This window comes from Streptomyces sp. NPDC031497 (genome assembly GCF_055580905.1).
In genome coordinates this window covers 35,837-58,388 of record NZ_JBVIKO010000027.1, presented here as the reverse complement: position 1 = coordinate 58,388, position 22,552 = coordinate 35,837, and the positions used below count along the sequence as shown (strand labels likewise).

The 22,552-nt window shown below is 71.8% G+C and carries 24 protein-coding genes; 15 read left to right on the top strand and 9 right to left on the bottom strand.

Annotation, left to right across the window (positions count from 1 at the left end; translation table 11 throughout):
* Positions 1-32 precede the first annotated feature (32 nt).
* Complete coding sequence (locus ACZ5K7_RS39000) at positions 33-968, top strand: LysR family transcriptional regulator (protein WP_468921543.1); 936 nt, start codon at positions 33-35, stop codon at positions 966-968.
* 342 nt (positions 969-1,310) lie between these two features.
* Here the strand turns inward: ACZ5K7_RS39000 and ACZ5K7_RS38995 are convergent, their stop codons facing one another.
* Positions 1,311-2,063 (bottom strand): SDR family NAD(P)-dependent oxidoreductase, encoded by a 753-nt coding sequence (locus ACZ5K7_RS38995; RefSeq protein WP_468921540.1) that lies wholly within the window; start codon positions 2,061-2,063, stop codon positions 1,311-1,313.
* A 378-nt stretch (positions 2,064-2,441) separates the two neighbouring features.
* Between ACZ5K7_RS38995 and ACZ5K7_RS38990 the strand changes: the two genes are divergently transcribed.
* Positions 2,442-3,914: a dihydrolipoyl dehydrogenase family protein gene (locus ACZ5K7_RS38990; RefSeq protein ID WP_468921538.1), complete on the top strand. Its 1,473-nt coding sequence runs from the start codon at positions 2,442-2,444 to the stop codon at positions 3,912-3,914.
* A gap of 40 nt (positions 3,915-3,954) precedes the next feature.
* Here ACZ5K7_RS38990 and ACZ5K7_RS38985 read toward each other — a convergent pair whose 3' ends face one another.
* The 4 genes from ACZ5K7_RS38985 to ACZ5K7_RS38970 form a co-directional block, all read right to left on the bottom strand.
* The gene (locus ACZ5K7_RS38985) at positions 3,955-4,818 is read right to left on the bottom strand and encodes an isocitrate lyase/PEP mutase family protein (protein WP_468921535.1); all 864 of its coding nucleotides are present in this window, start codon (positions 4,816-4,818) and stop codon (positions 3,955-3,957) included.
* A 92-nt stretch (positions 4,819-4,910) separates the two neighbouring features.
* Entirely contained in the window at positions 4,911-5,915 is a 1,005-nt protein-coding gene (gene dmpG, locus ACZ5K7_RS38980) for a 4-hydroxy-2-oxovalerate aldolase (RefSeq protein ID WP_468921533.1), read from the bottom strand.
* On the bottom strand, positions 5,912-6,880 hold the full coding sequence (locus ACZ5K7_RS38975) for an acetaldehyde dehydrogenase (acetylating) (protein WP_351709791.1): 969 nt from the start codon (positions 6,878-6,880) through the stop codon (positions 5,912-5,914). Before ACZ5K7_RS38975 ends, dmpG begins: the two co-directional genes overlap by 4 nt.
* The gene (locus ACZ5K7_RS38970) at positions 6,877-7,677 is read right to left on the bottom strand and encodes a 2-keto-4-pentenoate hydratase (protein WP_468921529.1); all 801 of its coding nucleotides are present in this window, start codon (positions 7,675-7,677) and stop codon (positions 6,877-6,879) included. Before ACZ5K7_RS38970 ends, ACZ5K7_RS38975 begins: the two co-directional genes overlap by 4 nt.
* A 74-nt stretch (positions 7,678-7,751) precedes the next feature.
* On the opposite strand from ACZ5K7_RS38970, the gene ACZ5K7_RS38965 reads away from it, so the two are divergent.
* The 3 genes from ACZ5K7_RS38965 (at position 7,752) to ACZ5K7_RS38955 (ending at position 9,827) form a co-directional block, all read left to right on the top strand.
* Positions 7,752-8,474: an IclR family transcriptional regulator gene (locus ACZ5K7_RS38965; RefSeq protein ID WP_468921662.1), complete on the top strand. Its 723-nt coding sequence runs from the start codon at positions 7,752-7,754 to the stop codon at positions 8,472-8,474.
* Between the two features lie 280 nt (positions 8,475-8,754).
* Positions 8,755-9,303: a histidine phosphatase family protein gene (locus tag ACZ5K7_RS38960; RefSeq protein ID WP_468921526.1), complete on the top strand. Its 549-nt coding sequence runs from the start codon at positions 8,755-8,757 to the stop codon at positions 9,301-9,303.
* 167 nt (positions 9,304-9,470) lie between these two features.
* Complete coding sequence (locus ACZ5K7_RS38955) at positions 9,471-9,827, top strand: DUF6204 family protein (RefSeq protein WP_351709800.1); 357 nt, start codon at positions 9,471-9,473, stop codon at positions 9,825-9,827.
* A gap of 262 nt (positions 9,828-10,089) precedes the next feature.
* On the opposite strand, the gene ACZ5K7_RS38950 is transcribed toward ACZ5K7_RS38955, so the two are convergent.
* The gene (locus tag ACZ5K7_RS38950) at positions 10,090-10,524 is read right to left on the bottom strand and encodes a pyrophosphohydrolase domain-containing protein (protein ID WP_468921522.1); all 435 of its coding nucleotides are present in this window, start codon (positions 10,522-10,524) and stop codon (positions 10,090-10,092) included.
* A gap of 96 nt (positions 10,525-10,620) precedes the next feature.
* On the opposite strand from ACZ5K7_RS38950, the gene ACZ5K7_RS38945 reads away from it, so the two are divergent.
* Positions 10,621-11,619 (top strand): TAXI family TRAP transporter solute-binding subunit, encoded by a 999-nt coding sequence (locus tag ACZ5K7_RS38945; protein ID WP_468921519.1) that lies wholly within the window; start codon positions 10,621-10,623, stop codon positions 11,617-11,619.
* A gap of 141 nt (positions 11,620-11,760) precedes the next feature.
* On the opposite strand, the gene ACZ5K7_RS38940 is transcribed toward ACZ5K7_RS38945, so the two are convergent.
* Together ACZ5K7_RS38940 and ACZ5K7_RS38935 are read right to left on the bottom strand one after the other, a co-directional pair.
* Positions 11,761-13,164: a HAMP domain-containing sensor histidine kinase gene (locus ACZ5K7_RS38940; RefSeq protein ID WP_468921516.1), complete on the bottom strand. Its 1,404-nt coding sequence runs from the start codon at positions 13,162-13,164 to the stop codon at positions 11,761-11,763.
* Between the two features lie 9 nt (positions 13,165-13,173).
* Entirely contained in the window at positions 13,174-13,860 is a 687-nt protein-coding gene (locus tag ACZ5K7_RS38935) for a response regulator transcription factor (protein WP_351709811.1), read from the bottom strand.
* 319 nt (positions 13,861-14,179) lie between these two features.
* Here ACZ5K7_RS38935 and ACZ5K7_RS38930 point away from each other — a divergent pair, with 319 nt between their 5' ends.
* The 9 genes from ACZ5K7_RS38930 (at position 14,180) to ACZ5K7_RS38890 (ending at position 21,623) form a co-directional block, all read left to right on the top strand.
* Positions 14,180-14,956: an amino acid ABC transporter ATP-binding protein gene (locus tag ACZ5K7_RS38930; RefSeq protein WP_351709814.1), complete on the top strand. Its 777-nt coding sequence runs from the start codon at positions 14,180-14,182 to the stop codon at positions 14,954-14,956.
* A gap of 84 nt (positions 14,957-15,040) precedes the next feature.
* Positions 15,041-15,889, top strand: coding sequence for a glutamate ABC transporter substrate-binding protein (locus tag ACZ5K7_RS38925; protein ID WP_351709817.1), 849 nt, complete (start codon positions 15,041-15,043; stop codon positions 15,887-15,889).
* 108 nt (positions 15,890-15,997) lie between these two features.
* Complete coding sequence (locus tag ACZ5K7_RS38920; RefSeq protein ID WP_351709820.1) at positions 15,998-16,663, top strand: amino acid ABC transporter permease; 666 nt, start codon at positions 15,998-16,000, stop codon at positions 16,661-16,663.
* Positions 16,660-17,571 (top strand): amino acid ABC transporter permease, encoded by a 912-nt coding sequence (locus ACZ5K7_RS38915; RefSeq protein WP_450972376.1) that lies wholly within the window; start codon positions 16,660-16,662, stop codon positions 17,569-17,571. The genes ACZ5K7_RS38920 and ACZ5K7_RS38915 overlap by 4 nt, the downstream gene beginning before the upstream one ends.
* A gap of 221 nt (positions 17,572-17,792) precedes the next feature.
* Complete coding sequence (locus tag ACZ5K7_RS38910) at positions 17,793-18,137, top strand: hypothetical protein (RefSeq protein WP_351709826.1); 345 nt, start codon at positions 17,793-17,795, stop codon at positions 18,135-18,137.
* Positions 18,138-18,804: 667 nt separating this feature from the next.
* A complete protein-coding gene (locus ACZ5K7_RS38905) occupies positions 18,805-20,427 on the top strand; it encodes an FAD-dependent monooxygenase (protein ID WP_450972375.1) in 1,623 nt (540 codons plus the stop codon).
* Positions 20,428-20,490: 63 nt separating this feature from the next.
* Complete coding sequence (locus ACZ5K7_RS38900) at positions 20,491-20,577, top strand: putative leader peptide (protein WP_350779852.1); 87 nt, start codon at positions 20,491-20,493, stop codon at positions 20,575-20,577.
* A gap of 75 nt (positions 20,578-20,652) precedes the next feature.
* The gene (locus tag ACZ5K7_RS38895) at positions 20,653-21,207 is read left to right on the top strand and encodes a cupin domain-containing protein (protein WP_351709832.1); all 555 of its coding nucleotides are present in this window, start codon (positions 20,653-20,655) and stop codon (positions 21,205-21,207) included.
* The gene (locus ACZ5K7_RS38890; RefSeq protein WP_468921508.1) at positions 21,204-21,623 is read left to right on the top strand and encodes a rhodanese-like domain-containing protein; all 420 of its coding nucleotides are present in this window, start codon (positions 21,204-21,206) and stop codon (positions 21,621-21,623) included. The genes ACZ5K7_RS38895 and ACZ5K7_RS38890 overlap by 4 nt, the downstream gene beginning before the upstream one ends.
* 23 nt (positions 21,624-21,646) lie before the next feature.
* Here the strand turns inward: ACZ5K7_RS38890 and recX are convergent, their stop codons facing one another.
* The gene (gene recX / locus ACZ5K7_RS38885) at positions 21,647-22,552 is read right to left on the bottom strand and encodes a recombination regulator RecX (RefSeq protein WP_468921505.1); all 906 of its coding nucleotides are present in this window, start codon (positions 22,550-22,552) and stop codon (positions 21,647-21,649) included.

The window sequence follows — 22,552 nt, the reverse complement described above, 5'->3', positions numbered from 1 at the left end:
AAAGATAGGCCGCGTGAGAACTGTGCAAGCGCGTGACTCCCGTCGCCGGGCGTGATGGCATGGGCGGCATGGAGTTGCGGGAGCTACGGGCGTTCGTGGCGGTGGTGGAGGAGGGCGGGCTGTCCGCCGCCGCGCGGCGGCTGCATGTGAGCCAGCCCGCTCTGTCCCAGACGATCAGCGGGCTGGAGCGGCAGCTGGGTGTGCGGCTGCTGGTGCGCGGGCGCAGCGGGGTGCGGGCGACCGACGCGGGGACCGCGCTGGCCGGTGAGGCACGGGCAGTGCTCGCCCGGCATGATCAGGCGCTGCGGCTGATGGCCGGGTACGCCGGTCCGGGCGGCGGGGCGCTGCGCATCGGGATCCCCCTGGAGCTGCCGTCCGGGCTGCTCGACCCGGCGCTCGCCGAACTGGCCGAGGCGCATCCGGAGACGCGGGTGCAGGCCCGGCATCTGTCCACCGCGCAGCAGCTGACCGCGCTGCGCGCCGCCGACCTCGACGTCGGCCTCCTGCGGGAGCGGCCGTCGGGGCCGGAGTTCGACGCGTTGCTCGTCGTACGGGAGAGACTCGGTGTGCTGGTCGCCGTCGAACAGGCCGCCGAGCTGGCCGGGCCCGACGGCATCCCACTCGACGCGCTCGGCACGTTGCAGTGGGTCGGGTTCCCGCGGGCCGGCAGCCCCGCCTGGTACGACGAGCTGACCGCGATCCTGCGCGGGCACGGCCTGGATCTCGGTCCCGAGGCACCCGAGGGGCAGGCGCTGATCGCCGATGTGAAGCTGGCCGCGGTCGCCTCCGGGCAGGCCTTCGCACTGGCTCCGCCGGGCTGGCAGCAGCCGTTGCCCGACGGTGTGACCTGGTCACCGCTGATCGGCCACCCGCTGGTACGGCGCACCTGGGCGGTATGGCCGTCCGACTCCCGCCGCCGCGACCTGGGCCGCTTCATCACGGCCCTGGACCGCCAGTCACGGACCTGAACCCGCACGCCCCGACCCGACACCGACCGACGGCGATCGGGGCCACCCCGCCGCACACGGCCGCCGCATCGCCGAAGCCGGCCGGAACACCATCGGACACCACCGGACACGACCGGGACCACCGCAGACGCCTGACGCTTCACCAGACACGACCGGGACACCGCCACGGCCCGCCGGACACGGCCGGACCCGGAAACGCCTCCGAAGACGGCCGGACCCGGAGACGCCTCCGGAGAACGGCCGGGACGCCGCCCGAGCCGGCCGGGACGCCACCAGCCCCGGGCGGGATGCCGCCGGACTCGGGCGGGGCGCCGGGCGGTAGGTTCCGGCGCCCCCGGTGCGTCAGACGGCCGTGCGGCCGCCGTCGACCGGCAGGATCGCTCCCTGCACGAAGCTCGCCGTGTCGCTCGCCAGGTAGGCGATCGCCTCGGCGATCTCCCGTGCCTCGGCGGGCCGGCCGGCCGGCGCCTGGGCGGCCAGGGCGTCGAGGTCGTCGCCCATGGCGGCCGTGCCCTCGGTACGGGTCGGGCCGGGCTCCACGGCGTTCACCCGCACGCCCCGCGGGCCGAACTCGGCGGCCCAGGCCTTGGTCAGCAGGTTGACCGCCGCCTTGCTCGACCCGTAGAGCGCCATGCCCGCGAGCCCGTACTCGGCGACGATCGTGCTGACATTGACGATCGCACCCTGCCCACGCTCGGCCATGCCCGGTGCCAGCTCGGCCACCAGGTAGAACGGCGCCTTCACGTTCAGGTCGTAGACGGCGTCCACATCGCTGGACGGCGTCTCGGCCGTCGCGCCGAACGGGAAGATGCCGGCGTTGTTGACGAGGATGTCCACGCGGCCGCCGCCCAGCTCTGTGGCCCGCCTGGCCAGCTGCCGCACCGAGTCGGCGTCCCGCAGCTCGGCCGCCAGGAAGTCGGCCTTGCCGCCGCGCTCCCGGACGGCCGCGACCACCTTCTCGCCGCGCTCCGCGTCCCGTCCCGCGACCAGCACATGAGCGCCCCGTTCGGCGAACAGGGTCGCGGTCGCGGCACCGATACCGCTGGTGGCGCCGGTCAGCAGGGCCACGCGTCCGGTCAGATCAACAGTTCCCATGAGATGTCCTCAGGTATGAAATGCAGGGGACGAACCGGTCGTCCCGTCGCCTCGTCCGTGAGGTGACGGGAGTCCACAAGCGCCCGGTCCCGCCGCGGATTCCGGTCCCGCCATCGGCGGATCCGATGGCCTCCATAAGCGCGCGGACCGGTGTGCCGTCCCGGCCGCCACCACCCCGGCCGTACCGCGTCTGCGCCGGTCAGGGGAGCCGGGCGGCCAGAGGTTGCGCTTATGGCGGGTCTTTGTGAGGCGTATGGCCGTAGGGCGATCAACTCCGCGCGTCCAGCGGTTACATGACCCGTACGGCACAGGGAGCCGCCGCCTGCGAGGTGGTGACCCAGCGCCTCGGACCGGCACCGATCGTCATGCGAGGCAACAATGAGTGCACCACACCAAACCGATACAAACGGTACTTACGACCTTATCGTCCTGGGCGCCGGACCGGTCGGGCAGAACGTCGCCGACCGGGCCCGGACCGCCGGCCTCTCCGTGGCCGTCGTGGAGCGGGAGCTCGTCGGCGGTGAATGCTCTTACTGGGCCTGCGTCCCCAGCAAGGCGCTGCTGCGTCCGGTCATCGCGGTCGCCGACGCCCGCCGCGTGGACGGCGCCCGGCAGGCCGTCACCGGCCGGCTCGACAACGCTGCGGTCTTCGCCCGCCGCAACCGTTACGTCACCGACTGGGACGACAGCGGGCAGGCGCTGTGGGTCAAGTCCATCGGCGCCGACCTCTTCCGCGGCCACGGCCGGCTCGACGGGCCGCGCCGGGTCACCGTCACCCGGGACGACGGCGCCCGGCAGACCCTCGTCGCCCGGCACGCGGTGGCCGTCGCCACCGGCAGCCGGCCGGTGCTGCCCGGCATCCCGGGTATCGAGGAGGCCCGGCCCTGGACGAACCGGCACGGCACCGACTCCAGCACCGTGCCCGCCCGGCTGATCGTGGTCGGCGGCGGCGGGGTCGGCGTGGAGATGGCCACGCTGTGGCAGGGGCTGGGGTCGCAGGTCACCCTGCTCGTCCGCCGCCGGCTGCTCCCCCGTCTGGAGGCCTTCGCCGGCGAACTGGTCGCCCAGGGGCTGACCGAGGCGGGCGCGGACGTGCGGACCGGCGTCCAGGTGACCGCCCTGCGCCGTCCGGACCCCGCCGGACCGGTGACCGTCACGCTCGACGACGGGAGCGAGCTGGAGGCCGACGAGATCCTGTTCGCCACCGGACGGACCCCCGGCACCGACGACATCGGCCTGGAGACCGTCGGCCTGACCCCCGGTTCCTGGCTGGACGTGGACACGACCTGCCTGGTCGACGGGGTCGAGGGCGAGTGGCTGTACGCCCTCGGGGACGTCAACCACCGCGCGCTCCTCACCCATCAGGGCAAGTACCAGGGGCGGACGGCGGGGGACGCCATCGGCGCCCGGGCCGCCGGGCGGCCGCTGGACGACGGGGAGTGGGGCGATCACGCCACCACCGCCGACCAGCACGCCGTCGCCCAGGTCTTCTTCACCGACCCGGAGGCGGGCGCGGTGGGTCTGACCGCCGAACAGGCGGCGGCCGCCGGGTACCGCGTCGAGACGGTCGACCTCGACTTCAACGCCGCCCAGGGCGCCAACCTCTACGCCGACGGCTACACCGGTCATGCCCGGCTGGTCGTGGACGTGGACCGGGATGTGCTGCTCGGGGTGACCATGGTCGGCTCCGGGGTCAGCGAGCTGCTGCACTCGGCCACGATCGCGGTCGCCGGCGAGGTCCCGCTGAAGCGGCTCAGGCACGCCATCGCGCCGTTCCCCACGGTCAGCGAGATCTGGGTGTTCCTCGTCGGCGCGTACCGAAGCCGACGGCAGGAACGCGACGCCGGGTGAGTTCCCGATAGACGCGTGCCGCCGGCGCCGGCCCGTCGGCTCAGCCCGTCTCGGGCTTCCGCCGGAAGAGCTCGTTCAGTTCCGGCTGCGGGATCTGGTGCTCGGCGTAGGAGAAGGTGCCGCGGTCCGCCAGCTCCTTCGCCGCGCCGAGCAGTTGCGCGTACATCGCCCGGGCGATGCTGCCGCCCACCGTGACCCGGCGCACCCCGAGGTCGCGCAGGTCGGCCAGGGACAGGGCGTTGCCGGTCAGGCCCATCACCACGTTCAGCGGGCCGTCGATCTCGCGCACCAGGGTGCCGATCGTCCCGGCGTCGGCCGCGCCCGGCACGAACGCGCAGTCCGCGCCCGCCGCCAGGTACGCGTTGGCCCGCCGGACGGCCTCGTCGAGCGGTCCGCCGGTCAGCAGCACGTCGGTGCGGCCGACCAGGACGAACGGCTCGTCGGCCGTGTCGACCGCCTCCCGGGCGGCACGGATGCGGTCCGCCGAGAGCTCCGGGTCGTGGAGCGGCCGGGAGCGGTCGCCGGTGAAGTCCTCGATGTTGCCGCCGGCCGCCCCCGCCGCGAGGGTCATAGAGATCGTCTCGGCCACGGTCTCGGGCGCCGCGCCGAACCCGTCCTCCAGGTCCGCGCTCACCGGGATCCGCACCTCGGCGGCGATCTCGCCGATCCGGCGGATCATGGTCGTGCGGTCGACCCGGTCGCCGTCCGACGAGGTGTCGACGTAGTCGTGGTCCGGGCGGCCCAGGGAGAAGGCCACCCCCGCGCTGGTGGTGGCCACGGCCGGGAAACCGGCCGACTCCAGGACGCGGGCGCTTCCCGCGTCCCAGGCGTTGGGGAGCAGGAAGCAGCCCTCCCGGTGCAACTCGACGAAGCGTGCGGCCCGTTCCCGGCGTTGAGTGTCCACGCGGCCCAGTCTGTCAGCCGGCACTGACAACGGGGCCGCCGGTCGCGGCGCGTCCGCCGGCACGGGGATCGAGCCCACCCGTCGCCGTTGGGTCAGCGCCCGGCGAGGTCCAGGGCGATGTCGGTGATCATGTCCTCCTGCCCGCCGACCAGCTTGCGGCGGCCCACCTCGACCAGGATCGCCCGGGTGTCCAGGCCGTGCCGGCGGGCGGCGGCCTCGGCGTGCCGCAGGAAGCTGGAGTACACACCGGCGTAGCCGAGGGTGAGCGTCTCGCGGTCCACCCGCACCGGACGGTCCTGCAGCGGTCGTACGACGTCGTCGGCCGCGTCCATCAGCGGGAACAGCGCGCAGCCGTGCTCCCAGCCCATCAGGTCGGCGACCGCGACGAAGGCCTCCAGCGGGCAGTTGCCGGCCCCGGCGCCCTGGCCGGCGAGGGAGGCGTCGACGCGGGTGACGCCGTTCTCGACGGCGACGACCGAGTTGGCGACCCCCAGGCCCAGGTTGTGGTGGGCGTGGATGCCCAGCTCCGTCGCCGGGTCCAGGACCTCGCGGTACGCCCGGAGCCGGTCGCGGACACCGTCCATGGTCAGCCGGCCGCCGGAGTCGGTGACGTACACGCAGTGCGCGCCGTACGTCTCCATCAGCTTCGCCTGGCGGGCGAGTTCGGCGGGCTCGGCGAGGTGGGACATCATCAGGAAGCCCGCCACGTCCATGCCCAGCTCCCGGGCGGCGGCGATGTGCTGGGCGGAGATGTCGGCCTCGGTGCAGTGGGTGGCCACCCGGACCGAGCGGATGCCCAGGGAATGCGCCTGCCTGAGGTCGTGGAGCGTGCCGATGCCGGGAAGGAGGAGAGTGGTCGGGATCGCTTGGTGGACGGCGCCCACGACCGCCTCGATCCACTCCCAGTCGGTGTGCGCGCCCACGCCGTAGGTGACGCTGGAGCCGGAGAGGCCGTCGCCGTGCGCGACCTCGATCGCGCGGACCCCGGCCGCGTCGAGGGCGCCGGCGATGATGCGGGCCTGGTCGACGGTGTAGCGGTGGCGGACGGCGTGCATGCCGTCCCGCAGGGTGACGTCCTGGACGTACAGACGGGTCATCGGGACGCCACCTCCGGGGCGCTGGGGGTCCCCCCGCTCGGGCGAAGCCGAGAGTGAGGGAGGGCGGCCATCCGTTCGGCGGTGCGCAGCGCGGCCGAGGTCATGATGTCGAGGTTGCCGGCGTAGGCGGGCAGGTAGTGGGCGGCGCCCTCCACCTCCAGGAAGACGGACACCTTCACGGCGTCGCCGGGTGCCAGGGTGCGCAGCGGGTCGTCGGCGGCCACCCGTTCGAACTGGACCTTCTGCTTGAGGCGGTAGCCGGGGACGTACTCCTGCACGCGGGCGACCATCTCCTGCACCGAGGCCGTCACCGCCGCGTCATCGCACTCGCCGACCAGGCAGTGCACGGTGTCCCGCATGATCAGGGGCGGTTCGGCCGGGTTGAGCACGATGATCGCCTTGCCGCGGGCCGCGCCGCCGACCTTCTCGACGGCGGCGGCCGTGGTCTCCGTGAACTCGTCGATGTTGGCGCGGGTGCCGGGGCCGGCGGAGCGGGAGGAGATCGAGGCGACGATCTCGCCGTAGTGCACGGGCGTCACGGCGGCGACGGCCGACACGATCGGGATGGTGGCCTGGCCACCGCAGGTGACCATGTTGACGTTCGGGGCGTCCAGATGGGCGTCGCCGTTCACGGGCGGGACGACGTACGGGCCGAGCGCGGCCGGGGTGAGGTCGACGACCGTACGGCCGAGCGCGCGCAGCACCTCGTCGTGGCGGCGGTGGGCGCCCGCGGAGGTGGCGTCGAAGACGATCGACACGTCCTCGAAGGCGTCGAGGGCGACCAGCCCCGCCACCCCCTCATGGGTCGTGGCCACCTTCAGACGGCGGGCCCGGGCCAGGCCGTCGGAGTCCGGGTCGATACCGGCCATGGCGGCGATCTCCAGGGTCTCGGAGAGCCGCAGGATTTTGATCATCAGGTCGGTGCCGATGTTCCCGGACCCGATGACGGCGGCCTTCGTGGTCATGCGCCGGCCCCTTCCGTGGCGAACGCGGCCCCGACCGTGCCGAGGCCCTCGATGTGCGCGGTGAACTCGTCGCCCTCGGCGGCGACCGCCATCGGGCCGAGCGCGCCGGTCAGGACGATGTCGCCGGCCCGCAGCGGGTCACCGAGGCCGGCCAGGGTGGCGGCCAGCCAGCGGGCGGCGGTGAGCGGGCTGCCCAGGCAGTCGGCGCCGGTCCCCTGCGAGACGGTCTCGCCGTTCTTGGCCAGGGTCATGCGGACCCCGCGCAGGTCGACCCGGTCCAGCGGGACGGGCGTACCGCCGAGGACGAACAGTCCGCAGGAGGCGTTGTCGGCGACGGTGTCGACGATCGTGATGTCCCAGTCGGCGATCCGGCTGTCCACGATCTCCAGCGCGGGCAGGGCGAAGTCGGTCGCCCGCAGCAGGTCGGCGACGGTCGGCTCGCGGTACGGGAGATCCGCGCCCAGGACCAGGGCGACCTCGGCCTCCACCTTGGGCTGGAGCAGCCGACCGGGCGCGATCGGCTCCCCCTCGCTGACCGCCATGTCCGCGAACAGCGCCCCGAAGTCGGGTTGCCCGACCCCGAGCTGGCGTTGTACGGCGGGCGAGGTCAGCCCGATCTTGCGGCCCACCAGGCGGCGGCCGGCGGCGACGCCCCGCTCGACGTGACGCCGCTGCACCGCGTAGGCGGTCTCGATGTCGCCCTCGGGGAGAAGGGCGCGGACGGGGGCGCAGGGGGTGCCGGTGCGGGTGGCCTCGTCGAGGACGTCGGCCACCTTGGTCACGAGGTCGGGGCTCATGCCGACAGGTATAGGCGGGCGCCGGAAGACCTGGCAAAATTTGTTCCGTGGCGCGGAACATCGATCAGGGAAACATGCTCGACAAGGCGGTCGCGGTCCTGGACTGCTATCGCCCGGACGGCGGCGCGTTCCGTCTCACGGAACTGACCGAGCGGTCCAAGCTGCCCAAGACCACCGTGTTCCGGCTCTGCGCCGAACTGGTCCGGCTCGGTCTGCTGGAACGGGACGGGGAGACCTACCGGCTCGGCGGCGCCCTCTTCGAACTGGGCTCGCTGGTGCCGCGCCGGCACGATCTGCGCGAGGCGGCACTACCGTTCCTCCAGGACCTCTTCGAGGCCACGCACGAGACCGTGCATTTGGGCGTGCGCGAGGGCCACGAGGTGGTCTACGTCGAGCGCATCCACGGCCACGACGTGCTGCGGCTGCCGTCCCGTATCGGCGGCCGGCTCCCGCTGACCTGCACGGGGGTCGGCAAGGCACTGCTGGCGTTCTCGGGCGCCGACCTGGTCGAGGAGGTGCTCGCCGGGCCGCTCCCCCGCCTCACCCCGCACTCCGTCACCGATCCCGGCCGGCTGCGCACGGCGGTCGAACAGGCCCAGGTCGCGGGCCTGGCCTACGAGGAGGAGGAGGCCGCACCGGGCGTCAGCTGCATCGCGGCCCCCGTCTTCGCCGGCCCCACGGCGGTGGCGGCCCTCTCGGTGGCCGTACCCTGCGACCGTTTCCGCCCTGCCCAACTGGCCCCAGCGGTACGGACAGCGGCCCTGGGCCTGTCCCGAGCACTGCGCTCCGGCCGGTGACGCCGAAGTCAGCCGAAGTCAGCGGTATCGGTGCGAACATCGCCGGTTCCTGGTCGGGGACCAGGGCGGCCGCCTCCACACCTCAGGACCGGGCCGGACGCCCCCGGCGGCGGAGGAGACCCCGGCGCCCAGGTCGCCGGCGTACCGCCGATGCGAAGGGCCGCGAGCTTCATCGGGGGGCCTTCCAGCTGGGTGCCATGCCGGTCCGGGCGCCGGACGGCGTACTGTCGTGCGCGTCCGGCACCCGCACCCGAGTGGACACCCCAGGAGGAACCGCCTCGTGACCTGCCGAGTCATCCTCATTGCCCCGGCGATCACCCCCTCCCTGCGGCGGGCCCGCTTCGACGACGGCGACTCCATCGAGAACCCGGAGGCGGTGGCGCTGTCGCTGCCCGCCGGTCGTGCGGTCAGCTCCCCCAGCGTGCGCTGCCGTGAGACGGCGGCCGCGCTGGGCCTGGACGCCTCGGCGGAGCCCGGCCTGGCAGGCCTGGACGCGGGCCGCTGGCGCGGCCGGACGCTGGAGGAGGTCAGCGCCGCCGAACCCGAGGCGCTGGTCCGGTGGCTGTCCGAGCCGGGAGCCGCGCCCCACGGAGGCGAATCGGTACGGGAGTTCTGCGCGCGGATCACCGAGTGGCTGGAGGCGACGGGCCGCACGACCGGCCGGACGATCGCTGTGGTGGAGCCGGAGGTGGTACGGGCCGTGGCGCTGCACGCGCTCGGGGCGCCCGAGACGGCGTTCTGGCGTGTGGACGTCCCGCCACTGGCGGCAACGGAGGTCACCGGCGTCCCCGGCCGCTGGAACCTCCGACTCGGCCAGGCCAGCGGCTGAGGAACCCGACCGACCACCGCCACCTCCGCCTCAACCAGGTCCACGACCGAAGGACCCGACCGACCACCGGCACCCGCGGCTCGGTCAAGTCGACGGCTAGGGCCCCGCGGGGCGGGGTGCCGTAAATGCGCTGGAACGGCGTGCCCTGCCCTGCCTAGGGTCGCGGCATGACCACCCGCACCTTCCGCGTCACCGTCCGCGGTGTCTTCGACGGCCTCGGCGCCGAGCAGCGCGCCGAACTGCTGTCCCGGGCCGCCGATCACGACGTGCTGCGCGCGGCCTTCACCCCCGAGGGCCATCTCAGTTACGACATCGCCGCACGAGCCGCCTTCACCTTCCGTTTCCTGGACACCGGGGAGGAAGAGGAGGACATCCTGGAAGCCACCGAACGCGCCGAGGAGGCGGCCAGGGCGTGGCTCGGCGAGCGCGGCTACGGCTACAAGAACCTCCGGTCCAAGGCGGAGGACCTCTCCCAGGCCCCCCTCGGCAAGCGGCAGCGCCGGGCGGCCGCGCAGCAGGGCTGACCATCCCGGAAACGGCCACGGCGTCCTGAAGTCGCCGTGGTTCAGGTCACGTTGGGCTGTGGCCGGAGTGTGGAGGCCCGGTGTCCGCGGGCGTGGCATGCTCGGGGCCGCACCGGGTTTCCGCCCGGTTCCACCCGCCGGCGGAGACGGCAGGATCACCGTCGACGTGGAGCAGAGCCTCCGGGGCGACTTCAAGGCAAACGGCACCTGAGCGCCCTGCACCGCGAGTGGAAGCCGGTGGGCGGCACGCCCTGAGCCCGGGTCAGTCCGCGTCGCCCGGTATCCAGCCCTGGCGGCGCAGCTCGGCCGAGACGTCCGGCGCCCGGTAGTGCTCGCCCTTCAGCACCTTTCCGTCGGCTCGGCGGGCGACCTGCCCGTCGGGCCCCAGCTTGCTCATGTTGGACCGGTGGATCTCGGCGATCACCGCGTCCAGGTCGATGCCGTGCACCAGCGCGGTGCCGTACGCCACGTAGACCACGTCCGCCAGTTCGTGCGCGAGTCGGTCGAGGGGCCCGTCGACCGCCACCTCGGCGACCTCCGCGGCCTCCTCGGCGAGCAACTCCCCCCGGTGCGCTGCCAGTTCGGGAGACACCTCGGCCGGGGTGGTACGGGCGTCCAGGCCGAAGGCGTGGTGGAACTCCCGGACGAGGGCGGCGGGCGAGGGTCCGGCCGAGGAGCTGGTCGAGGAGCTGGTCATGCGAACGACTGTAGCGGCCGCCACTGACAGTCCGGGTGCCGCCGCCGTACCCCCCGGCCCTGGTCAGGAGCGGGACCGGCTGGCAGGATCGCGCGCATGTCAAAGGTGTTCCCCCGTATCGGCAGGCGCCGCGCGCTCCAGGGCTCGGCCGCCGGCTTCGTCGTGTTCGGCCTGCTGCTGTGGTGGCTGCTGCCGCTGGGCGAGGAGCCGCCGACCGGGACGATCACCTTCAGCACCGGGACGCTGCGCGGGGTCTACCAGGAGTACGGCGAGCGGCTGCGCACCGAGCTGGGCCGGGACATGCCGGGCCTGAAGGTGAAACTCGTCCAGAGCGCGGGGTCGTACGAGAACGTGCGGCGGGTGGCGACCGGTCAGGTCGACTTCACCATCGCGGCGGCCGACGCGGTGGAGACGTACCAGCTGAACGACGGCCGGGGTGCCGACCGGATGCGCGGGGTGGCGCGGCTCTACGACGACTACGTCCAGCTCGTGGTGGGGCGCGACTCGGGCATCACCAGCATCGCGCAGCTGCGGCACAAGCGGGTGGCGATAGGACTGCCCAACTCGGGTGTGCGGCTGATCGCCAACCGGGTGCTCAGGGCCGCCGGGATCGACCCCGCGAAGGACATCACCCCCGTGGCAGAAGGCATCGACACCGGCCCGGACCAGCTGCGGCGCGGCAAGGTCGACGCGTTCTTCTGGTCGGGCGGGCTGCCCACCAAGGGACTGCTGGACCTCGCGAAGAAGTTCAGCTTCACCTTCGTGCCGATAGACGACAGCCTCGTCAACAAGCTGCACTCCGAGGGCGAGGCCGCGCGCTACTACCGGGCGACCAACATGCCCGAGTCCGCGTACCCCTCGGTGCAGAAGGGCACGACGGTGGCGACGATCGCGGTCTCCAACCTCCTCATGACCCGCAACGACATGGACCCACGCCTCACCGAGTGGGTGACCCGCACGGTCATCAAGAGCCGCGACGACATCGGCGCCCACGTCCACTCGGCCCAACTGGTGGACCTCCGCACGGCGATCTACACGGACCCCCTGCCCTTGCAGGAGGGCGCACGACGGTACTACCGCTCGGTGAAGCCGTGAACGCCTGATCGAAGCGCCCCGACAAGGGCGCGGGGCCGTGTCCGATCTGCGGCTCCGCTGTGCGGCTCCGCCGCGTGGGCGCGACAGGCCCCCGCCGACCGGCAGCAGACACCCGACCGCCATCCGGCCGTGCTCCAGCCCTCACCCAGATGAATCCCTCGGAACCGCCACCGTGACCCGCAGTCCGCTCGGCGCATGGTGCTCATACGCGATGGCGCCCCCACCAGCCGCCAGCAGGGCCCGCGTGATCGACAGTCCCAGCCCCGAGCCCTTCACGTTCTGATGGCGCCCACTGCGCCAGAACCGGTCCCCGACCCGCGCGAGTTCCTCGTCGGTCAGCCCCGGCCCCGTGTCGGTCACCACGACCGTCGCCATGGCACCGTCGGCCACGACGCCCACCTCCACCACGCCCCCCTCCGGCGTGAACTTCACCGCGTTGTCGATCACCGCGTCCAGCGCGCTGGACAGCGTGATCGGGTCGGCCCACCCGGTGGTCGCCGGGCACTCCCCGCTCAGCCGGACCCCCTTCGCCGCCGCGGCCGGCGCCCACGCCGCGACCCGCTCCGACGCCAGCCTCCCGACGTCCGTCAGCATCAGGTCCGCCTCGGCGTGCTCGGCCAGCGCGAGGTCGAGCAGGTCGTCCAGGACCTGGGCGAGCCGCTTGCCCTCGGTGCGGACCGAGGCGATCTCCTCGTTGCCCTCGGGGAGTTCGAGGGCGAGCAGTTCGATGCGCAGCAGCAGCGCGGCCAGCGGGTTGCGCAGCTGGTGGGAGGCGTCGGCGACGAACGCCCGCTGCTGCTCCAGCACGTCCTCGACGTTGTCCGCCATCTCGTTGAACGCCCGGGCCAGCCGTCTGAGTTCCGGCGGACCGCCGGCCGGCGCGACCCGGGACTTGAGCCGGCCGCTGGCGATCTCGTGGGTGGTGGCGTCGAGCACCCGTACCGGCAGCAGCACCCACCCGGTCAGCCGCAGCGCCGCGCCGACGGCGAGCAGCATCGCGGCGATCTCGCCGGCGCCGATGAACAGCCAGCCGCGCAGGGTCCGCGAACGCATCGGCCCGGTGGGCGAGTCGGTGACGACCACGGCGACCACGTCACCGTCCCGGATCACCGGCGAGGCCACCACGAGCCGGGTGCGCTGCCAGGGCCACACCTGCCGCGGGTCATGGCTGCGCCGGCTGAGGAGCGCCTCGTCGTAGGCCTCGCGCACCTCGCCCGTCTTCGGCAGGACCCAGTCGTCGGGCGCATTGGCCATGGAGGACGCGTTGCGGTAGAAGACGCCCGCGCGGATGCCGTAGACGCCGTAGTAGCTGGCCAGTTCGCGGCGGAGGGTCTCCTGGCGCTCGTCGGTCCCCGTGGGGCGTGACGTGGTGGGCGCGTCGGTGACGAACTGGGCGAGGGCCGCGAACCGCGCGGTGTCGTCGATCCGGTCCACGACGACCTTCTGCTGCTGGGCGGCGGCCACGCTGGCGGCGAGGGGGATGCCGAGCGCGAGCAGGACGGCCGCCAGCAGGACGATGAGCAGCGGGAGGAGACGTGTGCGCACCCGTCCCCGCTACGCGGCCGGGGCGACGAGCCGGTAGCCCACGCCGCGTACGGTCTCGATGAGCGCGGGCATGCGCAGCTTCGCGCGCAGGGAGGCGACATGCACCTCCAGGGTGCGTCCGGTGCCCTCCCAGCTGGTGCGCCAGACCTCGCTGATGATCTGTTCCCGGCGGAAGACCACGCCGGGCCGCTGGGCGAGCAGCGCCAGCAGGTCGAACTCCTTGCGGGTGAGCTGGACGACCTTGCCGTCCACGCTGACCTGGCGGGTGGGCAGTTCGATGTGGACGGGGCCGAGCCGGAGCGCGTTGTCACCACCGCCCGGGCCGTCCTCGTGGTGGGTGCGCCGGCTGACCGCGTGGATCCGGGCGAGCAGTTCCCCGGTGTCGTACGGCTTCACCACGTAGTCGTCGGCGCCCAGGTTGAGGCCGTGGATGCGGGAGCGGACGTCGGCGCGGGCGGTGACCATGATGACGGGGGTGCTGGTGCGTTTGCGGATCTTGCCGCAGACCTCGTAGCCGTCCTGGTCGGGCAGTCCGAGGTCAAGCAGGACGACGTCGTAGCCGTCGCCCTCGGGGACGAGCGCCTGGAGGGCCTCCTCGCCGCTGCGGGCGTGGGTGACGGAGAACCCGTGCCTGGCCAGGACCGCGGAGAGCGCGGCGGCGACGTGGTTGTCGTCCTCGACGAGCAGCAGTCTCATCCCGGCCCCCTCCGGTTCAGCGGTCGTATCGTCCCGGTTCGTTCTCCGCTTGCCCGCGGAAAACCTGTGCCTTGTAGAAAACGCGCGTGCGCGCGTGTGCACGATGGCAGTCACGCTGATGGACGACGACGGCGTCAAGTGGGTTCCGTCGGCGCGCTGGTTCCGTTACCCGGCCGATACGCGCACAGGTCACCGCTGCTACGACACGCGCCCGAATGCTATCGGATCGTGATGCTCAGATCTCCCTCAGATGTAATGACGCTGGTCATGCGCGGTAACTACATTCCTCCGCAACCGAGGAGGACGGAGCCCGATAGCGATGACCGAAGTATCGGTGGCCAAGGAAGATGTGGCCGGGACCGGCGAACTGGTCGTCCTGAAGAGCGTCAACAAGCACTTCGGCGCGTTGCACGTGCTCCAGGACATCGACTTGACGATCGCCCGCGGCGAGGTCGTCGTGGTGATCGGGCCCTCCGGGTCCGGTAAGTCGACTCTGTGCCGCACCGTCAACCGTCTGGAGACCATCGACTCCGGAACGATCACGATCGACGGCAAGGCGCTGCCCCAGGAGGGCAAGGAGCTGGCCCGGCTGCGCGCCGACGTCGGCATGGTCTTCCAGTCCTTCAACCTCTTCGCGCACAAGACGGTGCTCGAAAACGTGATGCTCGGTCAGGTGAAGGTCCGCAGGGCGGGCAAGAAGCAGGCCGAGGAGAAGGCCCGCGCCCTGCTCGACCGGGTCGGCGTGGGCACCCAGGCCGACAAGTACCCCGCACAGCTCTCCGGCGGCCAGCAGCAGCGCGTGGCGATCGCGCGGGCGCTGGCGATGGACCCGAAGGTCATGCTCTTCGACGAGCCGACCTCGGCCCTGGACCCCGAGATGATCAACGAGGTCCTTGAGGTCATGCAGCAGCTGGCCCGGGACGGCATGACGATGATCGTCGTCACCCACGAGATGGGCTTCGCGCGGTCGGCCGCGAACCGGGTGGTCTTCATGGCCGACGGCCGGATCGTCGAACAGGCCACGCCCGACCAGTTCTTCAGCAACCCGCGCAGCGACCGGGCCAAGGACTTCCTGTCGAAGATCCTGCACCACTGAGGCGCAGCAGGACCCGCTTCCTGTTCACAGACGCCTTCCCAGACGCCTTCCCAGACGTCTTCACCACAACGAGGGATGTTCATCATGCAGCTCCGCAAGGTCACCGCCGCCTCGGCCGCCGTGCTCGCGCTCGCCCTGTCCGCCACGGCGTGCGGCAGCGGCGACAAGGACGACAACAGCGGTTCGTCGGGCGGCGGCAAGATCAAGATCGGCATCAAGTTCGACCAGCCCGGTCTGGGCCTCAAGAAGCCGGACGGCTCCTACTCCGGCTTCGACGTGGACGTGGCGACCTACGTGGCCAAACAGCTCGGCTACGCCCCCGACAAGATCGAGTGGGTCGAGACCAAGAGCGCCGACCGTGAGAACGCGCTGTCGCGCGGCGACGTGAAGTTCATCGCGGCCACCTACTCGATCACCGACGAGCGCAAGGCGAAGGTGGACTTCGCCGGCCCGTACCTGCTGGCCCACCAGGACCTGCTGGTCAAGACCGGCTCGGACATCTCCAAGGGCACGGACCTCAACGGCAAGAAGCTGTGTTCCGTGACCGGTTCGACCTCGGCGCAGAACGTGCAGAAGTCGATCGCCCCGCAGGCGAAGCTCAAGCAGTTGAGCTCCTACTCGGAGTGCATCGCCGGCCTGCAGAGCGGCGCCGTCGACGCGGTGACCACCGACGACTCGATCCTCGCCGGCTTCGCCGCGCAGGACCAGTACAAGGGCAAGTTCAAGCTCGCGGGCCTGAAGCTGAGCAACGAGAACTACGGCGTCGGCGTCAAGAAGGGCGACTCCGCGACCCTCGACAAGATCAACAAGGCGCTGGAGCAGATGGTCGGCGACGGCTCCTGGAAGAAGGCCGTCGAGGCCAACTTCGGCCCGGCGAACTACAAGTACGAGCCTGCCCCGAAGATCGGCGTCATCGTCCCGAACGCCTCGTAGTCACAGCCCGCCCCAGCGGATTTCTGCGGCGCGCCGCCGTCCGTCGCGATCACGGCGGCGGCGCCCCCGCCCTCCACATACGCCACCCACCCGGAAGCGCGGGAGATCGTGTTCGACTTTCTTGAAGGTTACGACGTCCTAGGGGCGTTCTGGATGACGGTGAAGCTCACCGCCCTCTCCGCCGTGGGCTCTCTGATCTGGGGCACGCTGCTGGCCGCGATGCGGGTCAGCCCGGTCCCCCTGCTGCGCGGCTTCGGCACCGTCTACGTCAACGTCGTCCGGAACATCCCCCTGACGGTCATCATCCTCTTCAGTTCGCTCGGTCTCGCCGACGTCTTCGGTGCCACCATGGGCACCGACGACTTCAAGATCCAGGGCTTCCGGCTGGCCGTACTCGGCCTGATCGCCTACACCGCCGCCTTCGTCTGCGAGGCGGTGCGCTCCGGCATCAACACGGTGCCGATCGGTCAGGCGGAGGCGGCCCGGGCCATCGGTCTGAGCTTCAGCCAGACCCTCACGCTGGTGGTGCTGCCGCAGGCGTTCCGCTCGGTCATCGGACCGCTGGCCAACGTCCTGATCGCGCTGACCAAGAACACCACGGTCGCGGCCGCGATCGGCGTCGCCGAGGCCGCGTACCTGATGAAGACGATGATCGAGAACGAGGCGCAGACGCTGCTCATCGGCGCGGTCTTCGCGTTCGGGTTCGTGGTACTGACCCTGCCGACCGGCCTCTTGCTGGGCTGGCTGGGCAAGCGACTGGCGGTGAAGCGATGAGCTCGGTCCTCTACGACACTCCCGGCCCCCGCGCCAAGCGGCGCAACGTCCTCCTCACGGTGGTCTTCGCCGTCCTGTTCGCCCTGCTCCTGTGGTGGGCATGGCAGAAGATGGACGAGAAGGACCAGCTCACCTCCGCTCTCTGGAAGCCGTTCATCGAGTCCGAGGCCTGGACGACATACCTGCTCCCCGGCCTCGCCAACACCCTGAAGGCCGCCTCGCTCGCCATGGTGATCGCCCTTCCCCTGGGCGCGGCCTTCGGCATAGCGAGGCTGTCCGACCACCGGTGGGTGCGGGGCGTGGCCGGCACGGTGGTGGAGTTCTTCCGGGCCATCCCGGTCCTGCTCCTGATGCTGTTCGCCAACGAGTTCTACGCCCGCTCCACGGACGTCACCAGTGAGGACCGCCCCCTCTACGCGGTCGTCACCGGCCTGGTGCTCTACAACGCGGCCGTGCTCGCCGAGGTCGTCCGGGCCGGCATCCTCTCGCTGCCCAAGGGACAGACGGAGGCCGCGTACGCCGTCGGTCTGCGCAAGGGGCAGACGATGAGCAGCATCCTGCTCCCGCAGGCGGTCACGGCGATGCTTCCGGCGATCGTCAGCCAGCTGGTGGTCATCGTGAAGGACACCGCGCTCGGCGGCGTGATGATCGGCTTCACCGAGCTGCTCAACTCGCGCGGCACGCTCGCGGCCAACTACGCCAACGTCATCCCGAGTTTCATCGTGGTCGCGGCCATGTTCATCGTGCTGAACTTCATCCTGACCAGCTTCGCGAGCTGGCTGGAGCGCAGACTGCGGCGCAGCAAGCGCAGTACGGGCGCGGTGCTCGGCGTCGAGAAGGTCGACGAGCTGAACGCGGCCGAGGTCGGCGGCAGTTTCGGCACCGGCGCGGGCGGCGGCGGCATCTGACGCGGACCCACGTGAGGTGACCTTGGACGAAAGGCAGTGGCGTGCGCGCCACTGCCTTTCGTCGATTCTCACCCCCAAAATCCGGCTCACCAAAAGCACCCCTAAGTGGAATTTTAAATTCCACCAAGATCAACAAGCTCAAATCTAGCTCAAGATCATTGCCGCACCATGCCACCAATGAAAACATTCCACATGTACCCCCCCATAGGAATGGAAGAAACATGAAGAATGTATTCTCCAGGGCCGGCATGGTTGCCCTGGCTGTCGCCCTTTCGGTTCCCGTCTTCAGTGGGAGCGCTCAGGCGTTCGACGGCCCGGCGGCGAAGAACTCGTGGGGATGCGACAACAACTCGCAGAGAGTGAACTTCTCCTACCACCCCGGAAGCGTCACCACCACCGTCTACTACAACAACCACTGCAACTACACGGTGCGCGCCGCCGCCCACATCGAGGACCACAACGGCTCCATCACGGAGGACTGCTTCTCGATACCCGCCGGAAAGAAGGACAGCATCAAGTTCCAGCAGGGGCTGTCGGGCTTCTTCGTCGGCATCTACAAGTGCTGATTCCGCACCCGTAGAAAAGATGCCACGGCGAGCTCCTCACTCGTCATGAATTGCGGCGCGGCTGTTGCCCGACATGCGCAGGGCAGCAGCCGCGCCGTCCCGCACAGACCCGGACACACGGACCACGTTCTACTCGTCGGCCCCCTTTAGGGGTGCTTTCGGGAAGTGGGCTTTGCCGGCGTGGGTCATGCGTCATAGGAGCTGGAAAAGGGAATCAGGCATGCGCGGGCGGCGCCGACAAGTGTCGTGGACGTATCCGCCGCGGTGACCGTCGGTCGGCAACAGGCGCAGTGGGGTGCCGTGCCCCTGGCCGGCCTCCCCTCGCCGGTCCCTGCCACCGCTCTCCGACAGGGCCCGGGCCGACTCGGGGCCGCGGCGACGAACTCGGCGGCTCCATCACCGGTACCCACGGCTCAGGAGCCTCCGTCTGACCGGGAGTCAACCCGCGCACCGGGTACGGAGGCGGCAGCCACACGGTCGTCGCCTCCGCCGCGTGGCAACGGCCTGACGGGCTCCGCGCGCCCGCCATGCTGACGTGTCCCCGGGTGCGCCGCTTGACCGGGTGGCGCCCAGTCTGTTGCATACGTTCTGTGATCGTGCACCCTGCTCCACCAACCTGTTCATCCGTGTCCGTCGGGACTTGCGTACGGGCAGGGGGCGCCGCGCCGTGGACCCGGTGATCATCGTCGGAGCGGGGCCCGTCGGGCTCACGCTCGCCCTGGCGCTGGCGCGTCAGGAGGTGCCGTCCGTCGTCCTGGACGAGGGCCCGGGCAAGGACGAGCCGCGCCCGGCGCGCACGGTGGTGCTGCGCGAGGACACCGCCGCCCTGCTGACACGGCTGTCCGGCACCCCGCTGGACGAGCTGGGCACCCGCTGGACCGGCTGGCGCTCGATGCGCCGCAGGCAGGTGATGCGCGAGGTCGTCTTCGACGAGGCCGGCGAACCGTCCCCGCTGCACATCGCCCAGCACACGCTCACCAACGCGCTGCGCGCCGCGATCACCGACCAGCCGCTGGTCAGGGTCGCCACGGACAGCCGGCTGGACACCGTGGAGCAGGAACGCTCCGGCGTCACCGCGCACACCCGTGGTCCCAAGGGCACCTGGTGGCGCGGCAGTTATCTGGTGGGCTGCGACGGCCCCCGCTCGACCGTGCGCAAGCTCCTGGACATCCGCTTCCCGGGCCGTACGGCGGTGGAGCGGCACGCGGTCGCCGCGCTGCGCACGGAACTTCCGTGGCCCGGTCAGGCGTTGCTCCATCGGAACCCGCCGTGGCGGATGTCCGGGCCCTCGGCCGGGGAGGTGACCGCCCGCCCCCTCCCGGACGGCGCCTGGCGCCTGGACTGGCTGCTGCCGCCCGGCAAGGACCTGGTCACCCCCGAGCTCCTGGTGAACCGGATCCGTGAGACCCTCGCGGGCTGGACCGACGGCACCACACCGCCGTACGACCTGCTCGACACCGGAGTGCACACCGTCCACCACCGGCTCGCGCGCCGGTGGCGGGCGGGCCGGGTGTTCGTCGCCGGGGACGCGGCGCATCTCCTCGGCGCGTTCGGCACGCACGGGCTGGAAGAGGGCCTGCGGGACGTGGACAACCTCGCCTGGAAGCTGGCCCCGGCCTGGCACCACGGCCCGCACGAGGCGCTGCTCGACAGCTACCAGACCGAGCGGCGGGCGGCGGTCGCCGCCCGGCTGCGCGCCGCCGACCAGGTGCTGCCGGTGCTGCGCGGCGGTGGCGGGCTGCGCGGGATCGTGCCCGGCACGGCCCGGGGGCACGACACGCTCCTCACCGACGGTCACCTGGGGCACGGCCCGCTCGGTGCGCCGGGGGCGTACGCCGAGTCGCCGCTCGCGCCCCGGCACCTGGAGCACGAGATCCCGGTCGACACCCCGTTGGGGGCGCCCGTCACCGACGTCCGGGTCACCGCGGAGGACGGCACCTTCGTGCAGCTGCGCTCACGGCTCGGCCGCGGTGCGCTGCTCGTCGTCCTCATCGCGCCCGGTACGGGCGTGTGGGACCGCAAGCACTGGGTCTCCGCCGGGATCATGCCCCGGCTCGCCGCGGCCGTGACCGCGCTGCCGCACCCCGCCGAGCTGCTGGTCGCCGAGGCCTACCCGGGCGCACCGGCGCACTCCGTGCTGCTCGTGCGCCCCGACGGCCATCTGGTCACCGCCCTCAACGGGGTCCGCCCGGCCGATCTGTACGCGGCCGCCGAGGCGACACTGGGCGGCAAGGACCCCGAGAAGACGGAAGCGGAGGCGCAGGCACAGGCCGGTTCCGGCGCACGGTGATCGCGCGGTCCACATGCTGACGGTGAGTTGACCCGCCCGCACCGGCGTGGTGTACTCCGCAACGTGAACGACACCACTGTGCGCCTGTGGCGGAAGGTCCATGTCGACCTGGTCCGCTACGCAGGCTGCGTGTGTCTTCCGTCCTGCTGAATTCGCTTCTTCTCCTCCTTCTCCCGGGGCGCCGTCTGCGCCCCCTTCGGCGAATCTTCATCAGGAACGGTGCACGTGTCTGCTTCTCTCTCCACTCCGTCCTCCCCCGTTTCTCCGTCCGCCTCCGCGCCCGGCGCCGCGCCCACCCAGGCGGACCTCCTCGACTTCGTCCGGCGTACGGCCGCCGACACCGAGCTGATCTCCTCGCTCCCGCTCGACCCCGAGGGCCGCACCTGGGTACGGCTCGACGGTCCCGGCGGCAGCGAGGCCTGGCTGATCGGCTGGCCGCCCGGCTCCGGCACCGGCTGGCACGACCACGCCGAGTCGGTCGGCGCCTTCCTCACCGCCACCGGTGAACTGAAGGAGTACTCGCTCGCCACCCGGCTGCCCACCGACGGCTGGAAGACCCTGGAGCTCTCCGAGGACATCGACCGCGAGCGTCGGCTGCCCGCCGGAAAGGGCCGCTCCTTCGGCCGCGACCACGTCCACGAGGTGCTCAACGAGTCCACCGAGCACCATGCGGTCTCCGTCCACGCCTACTACCCGCCGCTGCCGCGGATCCGCCGCTACAGCCGCAGCGGACCGGTGCTGCGCCTGGAGCAGGTCGAGCGCCCGGAGGACTGGCAGTGAGCGGCTCCGGACACCCTTCCGTGGGCATCGACGAGTTGCTGGAGCGGGTACGGACCGGCTACCGGCGCGTGGCGGCGCACGAGGCGTACGAGGCGGCGCGGACCGGAGACGCCCTGCTGGTCGACATCCGGTACGCGGCGCTGCGCGAGCGGGACGGGGTGATCCCGGGTGCCCTCGTCATAGAGCGCAACGAGCTGGAGTGGCGCCTCGACCCCCAGGGCAGCCACAAGACCCCCGAGGCCACCGGCCACGACCTCCGGATAGTCGTGATCTGCAACGAGGGCTACGCCTCCAGTCTGGCCGCCGCCTCCCTGCACCAGCTGGGCCTGCACCGCGCGACAGACCTGGTCGGCGGCTTCCAGGCCTGGAAAGCAGCGGGACTGCCGGTCAGCCCTGACAACGGCACCGACCTCTAGGGCCCGTCAGACCTGCCCCTCCGTCAGAAGTCCCCGCCCTCGAGGAAATCCGTGTCCTCGCCCTCCTTCTCCAGGGCTCGCCGGACGACCCTGAGGGCCATGCCCTCGGGGTATCCCTTGCGGGCGAGCATGCCGGCGAGGCGGCGGATGCGCTTGTCCCGGTCGAGGCCCCGGGTGGAGCGGAGCTTGCGGGCGACGAGTTCGCGAGCCGTCTCCTCCTCCTGCTCGGAGTCGAGCTGGGCGACGGCCTCGTCGATGAGCGCCGAGTCGACGCCCTTGGTCCGCAGTTCCTGGACGAGCGCGCGCCGGGCCAGCCCCCGGCCGTGGTGCCGGGACTCCACCCACGCGTCCGCGAACGCGCTGTCGTTGATCAGCCCGACCTCCTCGAACCGCGACAGCACCTCCTCGGCGACGTCGTCCGGGATCTCCCGCTTGCGCAGGGCGTCCGCGAGCTGTTTCCGGGTGCGCGGGGTCCCGGTGAGCAGGCGCAGACAGATCGCCCGCGCCCGCTCAGCCGGGTCCGCCGGAGGCTCCCCCTGCTCGGCCCTCGACAAGGAGGAGGAACCCCCGTCCTCACCTGACGGCTCCCCGGAGCCACGCCGACGGCGCGTCCCGGGCCGCCGCGAGCCACGGCCGGGTGATCCGTGTCCGCGGGGCCCGGCCGGGCCGTCGTGCGTGCCGTCCTCGTACGCGCTGTACGAGTCGGGCGGGCCGTCGTCCTCGTACGAGCCGTCACGCCCGTATGAGCCATCGCTCCCCCGTGTCGCACCCCCGTCCCGGTGCCGGCGTGCCACCGGGTGTCCCTCGCCGTCGCCCCCGTACCTGTCGCCGCCCGTGCCGTAGGGCCCGGTACCGTCCCCGGTGCCCCTCCCCCGTGGGGCACCGGGGGACATGTACTCGTAGTCGGCCCAGTCGGTTCGTCGTGTCAC

What these genes read in the sequence shown, in the direction of transcription:
- ACZ5K7_RS38910 (WP_351709826.1), top strand. Translation starts at nt 17,793, where the DNA reads ATGAAGAATGTATTCTCCAGGGCCGGCATGGTTGCCCTGGCTGTCGCC.
- ACZ5K7_RS38995 (WP_468921540.1), bottom strand. Translation starts at nt 2,063, where the DNA reads ATGGGAACTGTTGATCTGACCGGACGCGTGGCCCTGCTGACCGGCGCC.
- ACZ5K7_RS38965 (WP_468921662.1), top strand. Translation starts at nt 7,752, where the DNA reads ATGCTCGACAAGGCGGTCGCGGTCCTGGACTGCTATCGCCCGGACGGC.
- ACZ5K7_RS38955 (WP_351709800.1), top strand. Translation starts at nt 9,471, where the DNA reads ATGACCACCCGCACCTTCCGCGTCACCGTCCGCGGTGTCTTCGACGGC.
- ACZ5K7_RS38925 (WP_351709817.1), top strand. Translation starts at nt 15,041, where the DNA reads ATGCAGCTCCGCAAGGTCACCGCCGCCTCGGCCGCCGTGCTCGCGCTC.
- ACZ5K7_RS38990 (WP_468921538.1), top strand. Translation starts at nt 2,442, where the DNA reads ATGAGTGCACCACACCAAACCGATACAAACGGTACTTACGACCTTATC.
- ACZ5K7_RS38950 (WP_468921522.1), bottom strand. Translation starts at nt 10,524, where the DNA reads ATGACCAGCTCCTCGACCAGCTCCTCGGCCGGACCCTCGCCCGCCGCC.
- ACZ5K7_RS38915 (WP_450972376.1), top strand. Translation starts at nt 16,660, where the DNA reads ATGAGCTCGGTCCTCTACGACACTCCCGGCCCCCGCGCCAAGCGGCGC.
- ACZ5K7_RS38935 (WP_351709811.1), bottom strand. Translation starts at nt 13,860, where the DNA reads ATGAGACTGCTGCTCGTCGAGGACGACAACCACGTCGCCGCCGCGCTC.
- ACZ5K7_RS38970 (WP_468921529.1), bottom strand. Translation starts at nt 7,677, where the DNA reads ATGAGCCCCGACCTCGTGACCAAGGTGGCCGACGTCCTCGACGAGGCC.
- ACZ5K7_RS38975 (WP_351709791.1), bottom strand. Translation starts at nt 6,880, where the DNA reads ATGACCACGAAGGCCGCCGTCATCGGGTCCGGGAACATCGGCACCGAC.
- ACZ5K7_RS38930 (WP_351709814.1), top strand. Translation starts at nt 14,180, where the DNA reads ATGACCGAAGTATCGGTGGCCAAGGAAGATGTGGCCGGGACCGGCGAA.
- ACZ5K7_RS38945 (WP_468921519.1), top strand. Translation starts at nt 10,621, where the DNA reads ATGTCAAAGGTGTTCCCCCGTATCGGCAGGCGCCGCGCGCTCCAGGGC.
- dmpG (WP_468921533.1), bottom strand. Translation starts at nt 5,915, where the DNA reads ATGACCCGTCTGTACGTCCAGGACGTCACCCTGCGGGACGGCATGCAC.